The sequence below is a fragment of the Glycomyces algeriensis genome (genome assembly GCF_027622855.1).
In the GTDB taxonomy this organism is placed as follows: Bacteria; Actinomycetota; Actinomycetes; order Mycobacteriales; family Micromonosporaceae; genus Glycomyces; species Glycomyces algeriensis.
Genome location: NZ_JAPZVR010000001.1, coordinates 290,565 through 302,930 on the forward strand (window position 1 = coordinate 290,565; position 12,366 = coordinate 302,930).

The following is a 12,366-nucleotide window of genomic DNA, read 5'->3' on the forward strand; positions in this document are numbered from 1 at the left end:
GGTGCTGGGGTGTGGGTCAGCCGCTGTTGCGGCGGTAGAGGGTGCCTTCGCTCCAGACGAGGTCGACGCGGCCCCAGGCGAGGGCGGAGGCGACGTCGGGGAAGAACCCGCTGCCCTTGAGGTTCGCGCTGGTGTTGCACAGCACGGGGATGCCGCTGGCCTCGAAGTAGGACTCGAGGAGGCGCCGCACGGCGCCGTCGCCGCGCCCGACGGTCTGGAGCCGGGCCGTGCCGTCGAGGTGGACGATCGCGGGGATACGGGCCCGCCACTCGGGGCGGACCTCGTGGTCGAAGAGCATGTACGGGTCCGGGGTGCCGGGGGTGAAGACGCCGGGAGCGGCCTCCTCCAGGCAGATCGGCGCCACGGGCCGGTAGGGCTCGCGGTCCTTGACCTCGTTGAGGCGGTCCTTCATCTTCGGCGAGGTGGCCGGGGCGATGATCGACCGGCTGCCGAGCGCGCGCGGCCCGAGTTCGGCGCGGCCGTCGAGGACCACGCACGGCTCGCCGGTGCGGTGGAGGATCCGGCCGAGCTCCGCTTCGTCCACTGCGGCGGCGCTCCAGCCCTCGGGGACTTCGTCGAGGGGCTTGAGCGCGGGGCCGAGCTTGACGTGCCAGTCGACCGGCGCGGCCGGGTTCTCGCGGCCCAGGGCCGCCGCGCCGATGGCCGATCCGGAGTCGTTGGGGAACGGCGGCACCCACACGTCCTCGAACTCGTCGAGCGCGCGGAGCCGGGAGTTCCACTTGATGTTCAGGGCGCAGCCGCCGACGAAGCAGAGCTTCCAGGGGCCCTCGCCCTTCCACTCGCGCACCCGGGCCCGCAGCTGCTCGGAGAGGAGCCGCTCGAGGAAGACGTGGACGCTGGCGAGGACGTCCGCGTCGGAGGCGCCGCTGGCACCGTCGCCGCGCACGATCCGCTTGACCTCGCGGAAGTAGTGGTGGAGGTAGTCGAGCACCGGTTCGGAGGTGGATCCGAAGCCGCCCACGGCATGCCGGTAGCCGACCGCCAGCGCCTCGGAGCCGAGGAAGTTCTCCTCGTACTTCTCCCGTAGCACGGCGATGACGTCCTCTTTGGGCGATCCGAGCGCGATGTACGCCATGAGCTTGCCGGCCACCGAGAGGTCCTCGTTGACCGAGGCGGGGCGCTCGTCCCAGTGGAACGGTCCGAAGTGGTGCGCGGCGACGGCGTAGGTGTGGCCGGTGAGCGGGAACAGCGCGCCGCCGTTCTCGACGGTCCCGTCGGGGTCGACGTGGTAGAGGCGCGGGAAGCTGCCGCCGTCCCACACCAGGACCAGCGCGCTCTCGCGGCGCTGCCCGAAGGGGCTGAGGCCGTAGGAGCTCGCCACGTGACCGGCGACGTGGACGTGGCTGGTGTAGGGCCGCGCCTTCCCTCCGATGGGGAGGGTCCCGTCGAAGCCGGGCTCGAACAGGTTCGGCACCGCCTCGGTCTCGCGGTAGGGGGCGAGCTGGAGCAGGACGGGCTCGCCGTCGGATTCGAGGCTCACCTGGCCGAACTTGGCGCCGTCCCAGCCGTCGACGACCCACCGGTCGACCTGGTCGGGCCGGTAGCCGAAGTCGGCGAGCAGCTCGGTGACGACGGCGAGGTCGGCCACCTGGCCGTGCCGGGCGCCGTTGCCGAGCTTCTCCATCTCGACGCTGAAGACCAGCCGGTCGCCGTCGATGAGCGCGACCGCGCCGTCGTGCGTGAGTTTGAGGCCGCAGACGATCATGCGTCAGTCCTTCTCGATTCGTGGCCCTTGGCGAGCAGGGCCTCCAGGTTGTCGAGGACGTGGTAGGAGTCCGCGACGAGGGTGTCGGCCGAGGCGGCACGGAGCATGAAGATGCCGCCGTAGCCGAGCGCCCCGGTGCTGAGGTCGTAGGCGGGCATGGGGGTCCCGGCCGGGATGCACAGGCCGGGGACGGCGGTGACGGTGGTCCCCGGGTCGACGACGCCGGTCCAGTCCACGAGGGACTCGTCCCAGACGGGGTGCTCGGTCCACGGCCGCCCCGCCGAGTCGGTCGCGATGAGCGACAGCGATCCGGCCGCGCCCGTGGCGTCAGTGTCGAGGAGCATCCGCTCGGGCGGGTCGATCGGCTCGCCCAGGAGCGCGTCGGTGAGCATGCCGACGATGTCGACGCCGAAGCAGTGCTCGATCTCGGCGGCGACCATGACGCCGCCGAGCCGCGCGGCCGACTCGAGGACGGAGAGCTTCCCGTCGGGGCAGAGCTTGAGTTCGGTGTGGGTGCCGCAGTAGTCGAGTCCGAGGGCGTCCACCGCGGCGCGGGAGACGCGTTCGATCTCCCGTTGGGCCGCTTCGGGAAGCGCGCACGGCGCGAGGTTGCTCAACTCGGTGAACGGCGGAATCGTGGGGATGCGGGAGGTGATGCAGACCGGGTGGTAGACACCGCCCGCGACCACGCCCTCGACGCTCAGGTAGTCGCCGTAGCCGCTGTCCGCGTCCCACCAGGACTCGGTGCTCGCCTGGATGATCTCCTCCACGAGGAAGTCCGCGTCGGCGCCGGCGACCTGCATCTCGGTGTAGCCGCGCTCGCGGGCCCGGATCATCGCCTCGTTGGCCTGGGCCCAGGCGGATTCGATGTCGGCCTCGGTCTCGAGCACGAGCTGGCCGATGGCCCCGGCGCCCCAGGCGTGCTTGAGGAGCATCGGGGCCTCGAGCTCGCGGAAGGCCTTGCGGAGATCGGCGGCGGAGTCGACGGACCGGAACCGCGGCACGGGGACTCCGGCGTCCTCCCACACTTGCCGCATCCGGCGCTTGTCGCGGGAGTTGACCGCATTGGGGCCGGCGCCGCGCAGGCCGAGCCGCTCGGCCGCTTCGGCGACGGCGATGACGGCGTACTCCGAGAGCGTCAGGATCGCGTCGGCGCCGATCCGCTCGGCCTCTTCGACGATGAGGCCGACCAGGTCGTCACCGGTGCGCTCGGTCTCCCAGTGGGGTGTCACCGAAGTGCAGTGGGGACTCCACAGTGGTTCGGTATGAGTCGGCGGCGGTTTGAGCGCGAGAACGTGCAACTCGGCTTTGGCCGCAATTTTCGGAAAGGCGTACTCGAGTGGCGCGCCGCCGCGAGAATAGACGAAGAGCACCTTTTTTCCAGGCACAGTCGTCTCCCTACTGTGATAACGAGAAGAACGCGGGGGAAAGGGATCCGGACCCGCATGCGCGCGGGTCGGCTATGGGGGTATCGGGTTCCGGGCGGTGACACGACGTGTCAGGCCGGTGACGATCGTATGAGACGCGGGGGTCCGTGTCAAGCACACCCTGGAAGGCGCTTCCATAGTGGCTCGAGTGCATGAGCTGGCATTTCAGTGACACAATGGTTCCATTGTGACCAGAGTGAGCGCACAAGGGACGGCAGTGGCCCGTGCGTTCCGGGCGGAGTGTCCCGAACGCCGGATCTATGACCACCGTCACAAACCCTGGGTCGCGGGGCATTTCGCCGCCGCTGAGCATGGGGATCGTCACTGTCGGGAGTCGTCCCGGCCATGGCGACTTTCGCAACAGGAGCCTCAATGGATGCAGTGCTTCCCAATCGACCCAATACGGTGGGAGCGGTGCACAACGGTTTTGGCTTGCCGATGCTAATCTGGCCCGATCCCCCAGACCGGCGAAAGGTCCGTATTGATGAGCGCAGCTGCCGACCGACCCAAGATCGCATTGCGGCGCTTTCTCTCCAAAGCCGAAGACCCGTTCGCATCGTTCATTCGACTGCGCGCGGCAGAAGGCGAACAGAACGTCTTCCTCTTCGAATCACTCGCCGGCCCCGCGGCCGACAAGACCCGCGCCATGATCGGCGCGACCCCGCTGCTCGACGTCGTCGTCCGCGACGGGGTGCTCGAACTCGACGGCCGGGGGCCGTGGCTCGACTGGGCGCTGCGTCGCATGGCCGGCTTCGGCGGCGCGCGGCCCGAGGGCGAGCGGTTCTACCGCCTCCACGAGCGCACCGCGCTGTGGGAGGCCTTGCGCCACCTCGAAAGCGGGCTCGACGTCGACGGTCTCGACGACCAGGGCTTCGGCTTCGGATTCGTCGCCCTCCTCAGCTACGACGCGGTGACCTACATCGAGACCCTGCCGCGCCTGATCGAGGCCCACGACCGGGTCCCCGACGCGGTGTTCCGGATCTACCGCTCCGTCATCGAGATCGACCTCGTCCGCCGCGAAGCCCAGCTCCACGTCGCCCACTGCCCCGACTGGGACGAGCCCGACCCGGCCGACGTGCACCGCGGCATCGAGGCCGCGCTCGCCACCGAAGCGGCGCAGGCGAACCAGGTCCCCGAACCGCCGCTCAGCGACGTCGAACCGGAGCTGACGATCACCCCGGAGTCCTACGGCGAACGCGTCGAGCGCTCCCTGGAGCGCATCCGCGCCGGCGACATCTACCAGGTCCAGATCGGACACGAGGTCCGCATGCGCGGCAAACGCTCCGACCTCGACGTCTACCTGCGGATGCGGGCCAACAACCCCTCGCCGTACATGGGGTTCGTGCCCTTCGACGACCTCACGCTCCTCAGCGCCAGCCCCGAGCTCCACGTCCGCATCGAAGCCGACCACCTCACCATGCGCCCCATCGCCGGGACGGCCCGCCGCGGCGCCACCGCCGCCGAGGACGAGGCCCGCGCCGCGCGCCTGCGCGGCGACGAGAAGGAGATCGCCGAGCACATCATGCTCGTCGACCTGTGCCGCAACGACCTCGGCCGCGTCGCCGACCCCGGCTCCGTCGAGGTCGACGACCTCATGAACGTCGAGGCCTACTCCCATGTACTGCACCTGGTCTCCACGGTGACGGCCGACCTCGCCGCCGGCTTCGACGCCTACGACGTCATCCGCGCGACCTTCCCTGCCGGCACCATGACCGGCGCCCCGAAGCTGCGCGCCATGGAGATCATCGAGACCACCGAGACCAGCCGCCGCGGCATGTACGCCGGCGCGTTCGGCGTCATCGGCTTCGGCGGGTTCACCAACCTCGCTTTGAGCATCCGCACCATCGTCGCCACCGGCGACGCCTACACGGCCCGGGCCTCCGCAGGGGTCGTCGCCGACTCCTCGCCCCAGGGCGAATGGCGCGAGACCCTCGCGAAACTCGGCTCATCGATCCACGCCGTCGTCGGACACGACGCGGCCACCGACTCCGCACCGAAGGGCGACACCCGATGAAGGCACTGCTCATCGACGCGTACGACAGCTTCGCGCACATCATCTACCAGTACCTGCGCGTCCTCGACATCGACACGGACGTGATCCGCTCCGGCGACATCGCGCCCGCCGGGGCCCTCGCCCACGACGCCGACTTCGTCCTCCTCGGCCCCGGACCCGGCACCCCCGAGGACTCCGGCCACGTCGAGATGGTCCGCGCCCTCGCCGGCGTCAAACCGGTCCTCGGCGTCTGCCTCGGCCACCAGGCCGTCGGCGTCGCCTTCGGCGCGCAGGTGCGGCCCGCCCGCCACCTCATGCACGGCAAGACCAGCACGATCGACCACGACGGCCGCGGCGTCTTCACCGATGCGCCGCAACGCTTCAGCGCCACCAGGTACCACTCGCTCATCGTCGTCGAGGACACCCTCCCCGCCGAACTCGAGGTGACCGCCCGCGCCGCCGACGACGGCTACGTCATGGGCGTGCGCCACCGCGAACTCCTCATCGAGGGCGTCCAGTTCCACCCTGAGTCGATCCTCACCGAATCCGGCATGGGCCTCTTCGCCGGCTTCGCCGCCGCCGTCCGCGCCCAGCCCGCCGGGGCCCGCGCATGAAGATCCTGACCATCAACGGCTCCGAGCGGTCCCGCGGCTCCACCTGGCTCGCCGTCCAGGCCATCGTGGAGCGCGCCCGCGCCCGCGGCTGCGAGACCCGCGAAGTCGACCTCGCCGAGCAGCGCGTCACCCGCTGCGACTGCGGCCGCTGCAATTCCAGGACCGACCCCTGCCCCGTCGACGACGACGTCGGCACGATCGTCGCCGCCATGGTCGAAGCGGACGCCGTCTTCCTCGCCGCGCCCGTCCACGGCTTCGGCCTCTCCTCGCTCATGCAGACCTTCGTCGAGCGCGCCGGGGTCGGGCATCTGCGCTTCGAGCGGCCCCTCACCAACACCATCGGCGCCGCCGTCGTCATCGGCCGCCGCTACGGCCACCTCGACGTGCACGCTCAACTCCTGCACAACCTGCTGCTCAACCGCTTCATCGTCGTCGGCAGCGGCTTCCCCGTCACCATCCACTCCGGAGGCGAGCAGGGCGTCCTCTCCGACACCGAGGGCATGGAGGCGCTGCACCGCACCGTCGACCGCATCATCGACATCGGCAACGCCCTCGCCGAGTCCGGGACGCGGCTCCCGCGCCCGTCCGAGGTCGAGCGGCGCGTCGGAAGGACGAGCTGACCGAGTGACCGTCACGCAGGCACCGCGGGCCCGGACCGGCGGCCTGGGCCTCCTCATCGGCAGCAAGTCCGCCTCCACCGTCGCCTACGCGACCTCCTGGGTCCTGCTGCCGCTCTACGTCTACCAGGCCAGCGGCTCGGCCCTGCTGACCGCGCTGGCGTCCGCGGCGAACGTGCTCCCGTTCCTCCTCTTCGGGCTCCTCGCCGGGGCCGCCGTCGACCGCTCCTCGCCGGTGCGGGTCATGGCCTGGATGGAAGTCGCCAACGCCGCCGTGCTGCTGTGCGTGCCGCTCCTGGCCGCCACGGTCGGCGCGGGCCCGGTTGTGTTGTGCGCCATCGGGTTCGCCTCCGCGACCGCCTACGTCTGGTTCGACGTGGCCAGCGCCGCGCTCGTCCCGGCACTCGCCGGGGCCGACGGCGTCTTCCGCGCCAACAGCTACCTCTGGATGACCACCACCGTGCTCACGGCCGTGGCCGCACCGGTCGGGTACTTCCTGCTCGAAACGCTCCGGCTCGGCCCCACCTTCGCGGTCCTCGCCGCCTGCTACCTGCTCTCGGCGGCGCTCATCGCCGCCATCCGGCCGCGCCCGGACACGGCCGGCCCGTCCCGGCCCGAACCCGGGGCGGTCTGGGCCGGCCTCAAGTACCTCGCCGGCCACCCGCTGCTGCGGACCTACACCACGGTGAACGTGGGCGTCGGGGTGAGCGCCGGAGCCGTCTACGGGATGCTGGTCGTCTTCGCCTCCCGCGCGCTCGGCCTGCCCAGCGACGACTACCGGGTCGCGTGGATCGTCGCGGCCTCCGGGGTCGGCGCACTGCTGGGCGCGATCGCGGCCCGCCGCTTCAAAGGCGTGCCGCCGATCCCGGCGGCCCGCTGGATGACCGGCCTCGACCTGCTCCTGCTGCTCGCGTACGCCGCCGCGCCGTCCTGGCAGCTCGCCGCCGTCCTGCTGCTGTCCTGGAACGCCGTCCACACCTGCTTCCTGGTGGTGGGCATCTCGGTGCGCCAGACCGCTACACCGCAGCGGCTCCAAGGACGCGTGAACGCCGTGGGCCGCATGATCGTCTGGGGTTCAGTGCCGCTCGGTACGCTGCTGTGCGGCGGCCTCACCGAACTCATCGGTCCACGGTGGGCACTGGCCGCCCTGGGCGCGTTCGCGTTCGCGAGCCTCGTCACCGCCCTGCGCGCCCCCAGCGCGCTGCACACGGACAACGCACTTCTTGAGAAAGCAGACACATGACCTCATCCCGTCCACTGAGGGTGCTCTTCGTGGCCTTCAGCCGCTCCAGCCTCGGCCACGTGACGCGCATGCGCACGGCCGCCAGGCGCTTCGCCGACGCCGGACACACCGTCGCCGTCGCCGCCCACGAGGAGGTCCGGCACCTCATCGAGCACGCCGGCCTGGCATGGATCGGCATCGACGAGATCGGGCCCGCCCCGGCCTGGCGCGGCATGAGCGACGTCGCGAGCCTGCGCGCCTTCGCCCGCACGCGGCTCGCCAGCCCCATCTACGTGCAGGCCTCCCTGCGCGACGAGCTGCGCGCCATCGACGAGTTCGCCCCCGACGCCGTGGTCAGCGACATGCGCAACACCGCGTCCGTCGCGGCCTCGATGCGCGGGCTGCCGAGCTTCACCTGCCACAACCTGCGCCTGTTCAAGCACCCGATGCACGCGGTGCTCCCGGAGATCCTGGCGACCCTCGAGGCGATCGGCGTCGAGCCCGAGCACCGTGCGCCCCTGGGGGACGCGGTGCTCGTGCCGGACCTGCCGCTGCTCGACCCGCTCAGCGGCGTCCCGGCCGAGACCGCCGGACTCATGGCCGGCCTCACCGCGGAGATCCGCCACATCGGACCACTCGTGCCGCAGGAGCTGCTGGCGCCGCCCGCCGCGATCGAGCGCGAACCGGTCCTCAACATCACGCTCGGCGGTTCCGGAGCGGGGGACAAGGACCTGCTGCGGGTGGTGGCCGCCGCGAGCGGCCTCGGGGTGCGCCTCGCGGTCACCCTCGGCGTCGAAGGGCCCGAGAGCGACGTGCTCGCCGACCAGGTGCGCGCCGCCGCGGGCGGCGCCGAAATCGAAGTCGCCGCGTTCCGCCACGACGCGGTGGACCTCATGGCGCGCAGCGCCGCCGCCGTCGTCCACGGCGGACACTCCTCGATGATCGAGGGCCTGCTCTGCGCGACGCCGCTGGTGTTCACGCCGCAATCCGCCGAGCAGCGCGGCAACGCCGCCCGGGTGGCCGGGCTCGGCCTCGGCACGGTGATCGCCGACGACGACCCGGCCGAAGCCGTCACCGCCGCGATCCGGTCCGCGCTGGCCGCCGACCGGGGTCCGCACGACGCGTTCGCCTCGGTGCTGCGCGCGGCCGACGGCGCGGGCGCGATGGTCGAGACCGTCGAGCGGGCGGTCGCGCTGCACCGCGCCGCCGTTGCGGGCGTGGCGAACGGGGTCTCCAGTGCACACTGACGTCGTGCTCTCCACCGCGATCATGACCCACCCGGCCCGCGAGGACCGCGCGCGCAAGCTCGCCGAATCGCTGCCGGACCTCAACCCGGCCGTCGTCGTCGACGATTCCGAAGCCGGCCGGGGCAACCTCGGCAACGCCCTGCGCGCCTGGGCCGCAGTGGGGGAGGAGGCCACGCACCACCTGGTGCTCCAGGACGACGTGGTCCCCTGCGACGACTTCGCCGCGCTGGTGCGCCGCGCCATCGCCGCCCGCCCGGAGGCCGCGATCAGCCTGTTCTGCGAGTGGGGTTCGCGCAGTGCGACCCTCGCTCGCGTCGCGGCCCGGCGCGGCTGGGGCTGGGCCCGCGCGGTCGACATGTACACGCCCTCCCAAGGTTTGGTCATGCCGCGCGGGACCGCGCTCGCCTTCGCGGCCACCGAGGACGCGGGCGGCGCCGACGACCTCGCGCTCGTCGCCCATCTGCGCGGGAACGGCATCGACAACCTCGTCACCGTCCCGAACCTGCTCGAGCACGACGACCGGTTGAGCCTGACCGCCAACGGCTTCCAGGGCCCGCGGCTCGCCGTCTGCACTGCGACCGCCGGGGCGGAGCCGGACTTCGACACGCCCGCCGCCGGGACCGGGCTCACCCAGTTGCCGTACGCCTCCTGGATGCGGGTCCACGCCGAGTGGTTCTACTGCGGCGAGTCGCCGGAGGCGTACGCGTGGCTGGGGGACTTCGGCGACACGCGGCTGCCCGAGGGCTTCCGCAAGACCGACCTGGCCGAGCGGTTCCGCGCCGACCTCGCCGAAGTCGGCGCGCCGCTGACGCAGGCGGCCAGCGAACTGACGCTCTTCGAATACTGGACCGTCCACTTCGCCCTCGGTCTCGTCCAGCCCGAACCGCTTGAAGCCAAGTCCGGCCCGTACGCCGAGGCCGCGTTCGCCACCGCGTTCCCGGGCCTGTTCCGCCGCTACCTTCCGATGCCTACAGTGGAGGCGCTGCGCGGCAGCGCGGGCCGCCTCGCCATCGCCGCGTTCGAGCGCGGCGCCGCCGCGGACATCGAACGGCCGCAACCCGACTGGCACGAGGAACCGCGGTGAGCGTCCCCGGGCCCGCGCCCCACCGGTGGCTCGGCCGCCGCCGCAACGCGCACGAGTACGCCGTCGACCCGGTCGGGTACACCGCCCGCCTCTACCACGAGTTCGGACCGGTGAGCGGGCTCGTACATGGCGACCGGCGCCAGGTATTCGCGTTCGGGCCCGAGCACAACCGGACCGTGCTCACCCGCGGCGACACCTTCCACACCGTGCTCGAGTACGCCATCCCGCAGGGCATCCGCGACGCCCGGCGCGGCATCGGGCTGCTCAACATGAACGGCCCCGAGCACCGGCGGGCCCGCCGCGTCGCCACCCCGTCGTTCAAACCCCAAGCGGCCCTGGCGCACGGCGAGCTCATCGCCCGCCTCGCCGCCGAAGAGGTCGACTCGTGGACGCCCGGCGAGCCGTTCGACCTGACCGACCGGATGCGCCGCCTCACGCTCAGGATCGCGTGCCTGTGCTTCTTCGGCGTCGACATCGCCGCGCAGGCCGACCACATCGGACGCATGGTCCAGGACATGCTGGCGCTGCGCTACTTCGCCTCCTCGATCAGGTACTTCCCGTTCGACCTTCCCGGCACCCCGTACCGGCGGCTGCTCACCGTGATCCGCAGGCTCGACGCCGCGCTCGCCGAGATCATCGAGACCCGGCGCGCCGGGGGCGCCGCGCCCGACCTGCTCCAGTCCCTCATGGACGCCCGCGGTGAGGACGGCCGCGGCTTCAACGACGACCAGCTCGTCGGGCAGCTCACCACCCTCCTCGTCGCCGGGCACGAGACCTCCTCCAACACCCTGGCGTGGACGCTCCTGCTGCTCTCACAGCACCCCGCCGAACTCGACAAGCTCCTTGCGGCCCTTCCGGAACGGCCCGAGGGCCGAGCCGCCGTCCCCGAGTTCCCCGCGGGCCTCGACCACGTGCTCAAGGAGGTCCTGCGGCTCCTGCCGCCCGGACCGAACACCTCCCGGATCGCCGTGGAGCCCACCGAGATCGGCGGCCACGGGATCCCGGCCTGGTGCCAGGTCGTCACCAGCAAGTTCGCCACGCACCGCGACCCCGCGGTGTTCGCGGACCCGCTGCGCTTCCGGCCCGCCCGGTGGGAGACCCTGCGGCCCAGCCTGTACCAGTACCTGCCGTACGGGGCCGGCCCGCACGCCTGCATCGGCGCCGCGTTCGCCGACCTCGAGATGAAGACCGTGCTGGCCGCCGTCCTCGGCCGCTACCGGCTCGACCCCGTCCCCGGCGCCGACGTCTCGCGCCAGGTCGGACTCATGATGGCGCCCAAGGGACCCGTGCCCGTGGTCGCCCGCCCCCGCACCGACCCGGCCCCGCCGCCCAGCGCGGTCACGGGCGACCTGCACCAGATGGTGGACCTCGACGGCGAGACCCGATGGAGACTCGGATGGTAGAACACCCCCAGGTCAGCCTGGTGATGGCGACCTGCGACAAGCGCGACTACCTCGCGCTCACCCTCGAATCCCTGCTCACGCAGACCTACGAGCGGTTCGAAGTGGTCGTGTGCGACGACGGGACCGCCGGCGGCGTCGCCGACATCGTCGACCCGCTCCGCGACCGGCTCGACCTCACCCTCGTGGTGCAGGAGAACCGGGGCCGCGCCGCCGCCCGCAACGCCGCCCTCGAACGCGCCCAAGGCGACCTCGTCGTCTTCATGGACGACGACCGCATGGCCGCCCCCGGCTTCGTCGCCGCCCACGCCGCCGCGCACGACGACTCGCGCGGGGCCATCGGCTGGAAGCGCCGCGCCCTCACCTGGTGGCGGCCCGGCGTCCTCCCCGTGGGCGAGGACGACCTGCTCCGGCTCGCGGACCGCGTCGGCGGCGCCGAGCAGCTGCGCGCACCGATCCGCCTCCTCGCCCCGGGCGACCTCGCCGCCGACCCCGAAGCGGCCCTGGACCGCGTCGAACTGGGCGACGAGCCCGACAACTACCACGCGATCGTCGAGGAGTACGGCCACGGCCTCGACGGCTTCCGGTTCGGGTGGGCGCTGGCGACCACGGCGAACCTGGGCGTCTCGCGGGAGGCGATCGCGAAGGCCGGCGGCTTCGACGAGTCCTTCACCGGCTGGGGACTGGAGGACACCGACCTGAGCTACCGGCTGCACCGCCTCGGCATCCGGTTCTCGGTGCACACCGACGCCGTGAACTACCACCAGGTCCACCCGCTGGCGGACCCGAACCCGATGGTCGCGCAGCGGGTCATGCGCGCCCAGCTGATGCGCAACCTCGACCACTTCTGCCGGCGGCACCGCTCGCTCGACGCCTACCTGTTCCGGCGGCGCTGGGAGCACGCCATGACCCTGGCCGAGGCCGACCGGCTCCTGAAGCTGGTCGAGGGCGAGGCGAGCCCGCTGCTGCGGCGCGAGCTCGAAGCGCTCTACGGGGACCGGTAAGGCCCCGGGGAACCGCGTTCCCCGGGGCCTGC

At 72.0% G+C, this 12,366-nt stretch carries 10 protein-coding genes; 8 read left to right on the forward strand and 2 right to left on the reverse strand.

The window, feature by feature from the left end:
* Nucleotides 1–16: 16 nt before the first annotated feature.
* Nucleotides 17–1,726 (reverse strand): carbamoyltransferase N-terminal domain-containing protein, encoded by a 1,710-nt coding sequence (locus tag O2L52_RS01120; RefSeq protein WP_270113446.1) that lies wholly within the window; start codon nucleotides 1,724–1,726, stop codon nucleotides 17–19.
* Nucleotides 1,723–2,958, reverse strand: a complete 1,236-nt coding sequence (locus O2L52_RS01125) for an ATP-grasp domain-containing protein (protein ID WP_270113447.1) — start codon at nucleotides 2,956–2,958, stop codon at nucleotides 1,723–1,725. The genes O2L52_RS01120 and O2L52_RS01125 overlap by 4 nt, the downstream gene beginning before the upstream one ends.
* A 679-nt stretch (nucleotides 2,959–3,637) precedes the next feature.
* Between O2L52_RS01125 and O2L52_RS01130 the strand changes: the two genes are divergently transcribed.
* The 8 genes from O2L52_RS01130 to O2L52_RS01165 are packed head-to-tail and all read left to right on the forward strand — an operon-like array spanning nucleotide 3,638 to nucleotide 12,334.
* A complete protein-coding gene (locus O2L52_RS01130; protein WP_270113448.1) occupies nucleotides 3,638–5,167 on the forward strand; it encodes an anthranilate synthase component I family protein in 1,530 nt (509 codons plus the stop codon).
* Complete coding sequence (locus O2L52_RS01135; RefSeq protein ID WP_270113449.1) at nucleotides 5,164–5,760, forward strand: anthranilate synthase component II; 597 nt, start codon at nucleotides 5,164–5,166, stop codon at nucleotides 5,758–5,760. Before O2L52_RS01130 ends, O2L52_RS01135 begins: the two co-directional genes overlap by 4 nt.
* Nucleotides 5,757–6,380, forward strand: a complete 624-nt coding sequence (locus tag O2L52_RS01140; RefSeq protein WP_270113450.1) for a flavodoxin family protein — start codon at nucleotides 5,757–5,759, stop codon at nucleotides 6,378–6,380. Before O2L52_RS01135 ends, O2L52_RS01140 begins: the two co-directional genes overlap by 4 nt.
* A 4-nt stretch (nucleotides 6,381–6,384) precedes the next feature.
* The gene (locus O2L52_RS01145) at nucleotides 6,385–7,620 is read left to right on the forward strand and encodes an MFS transporter (RefSeq protein WP_270113451.1); all 1,236 of its coding nucleotides are present in this window, start codon (nucleotides 6,385–6,387) and stop codon (nucleotides 7,618–7,620) included.
* A complete protein-coding gene (locus O2L52_RS01150) occupies nucleotides 7,617–8,846 on the forward strand; it encodes a glycosyltransferase (protein ID WP_270113452.1) in 1,230 nt (409 codons plus the stop codon). Before O2L52_RS01145 ends, O2L52_RS01150 begins: the two co-directional genes overlap by 4 nt.
* On the forward strand, nucleotides 8,836–9,930 hold the full coding sequence (locus O2L52_RS01155; RefSeq protein ID WP_270113453.1) for a hypothetical protein: 1,095 nt from the start codon (nucleotides 8,836–8,838) through the stop codon (nucleotides 9,928–9,930). The genes O2L52_RS01150 and O2L52_RS01155 overlap by 11 nt, the downstream gene beginning before the upstream one ends.
* Complete coding sequence (locus O2L52_RS01160; RefSeq protein WP_270113454.1) at nucleotides 9,927–11,333, forward strand: cytochrome P450; 1,407 nt, start codon at nucleotides 9,927–9,929, stop codon at nucleotides 11,331–11,333. The genes O2L52_RS01155 and O2L52_RS01160 overlap by 4 nt, the downstream gene beginning before the upstream one ends.
* Nucleotides 11,327–12,334, forward strand: a complete 1,008-nt coding sequence (locus O2L52_RS01165) for a glycosyltransferase family 2 protein (protein ID WP_270113455.1) — start codon at nucleotides 11,327–11,329, stop codon at nucleotides 12,332–12,334. Before O2L52_RS01160 ends, O2L52_RS01165 begins: the two co-directional genes overlap by 7 nt.
* The last annotated feature ends 32 nt before the right edge of the window (nucleotides 12,335–12,366 follow it).

Bases quoted from the DNA above. Each gene is read 5' to 3' on its own strand.
- O2L52_RS01165 (WP_270113455.1), top strand. From the start codon at position 11,327: ATGGTAGAACACCCCCAGGTCAGCCTGGTGATGGCGACCTGCGACAAG.
- O2L52_RS01140 (WP_270113450.1), top strand. From the start codon at position 5,757: ATGAAGATCCTGACCATCAACGGCTCCGAGCGGTCCCGCGGCTCCACC.
- O2L52_RS01130 (WP_270113448.1), top strand. From the start codon at position 3,638: ATGAGCGCAGCTGCCGACCGACCCAAGATCGCATTGCGGCGCTTTCTC.
- O2L52_RS01120 (WP_270113446.1), bottom strand. From the start codon at position 1,726: ATGATCGTCTGCGGCCTCAAACTCACGCACGACGGCGCGGTCGCGCTC.
- O2L52_RS01150 (WP_270113452.1), top strand. From the start codon at position 7,617: ATGACCTCATCCCGTCCACTGAGGGTGCTCTTCGTGGCCTTCAGCCGC.
- O2L52_RS01135 (WP_270113449.1), top strand. From the start codon at position 5,164: ATGAAGGCACTGCTCATCGACGCGTACGACAGCTTCGCGCACATCATC.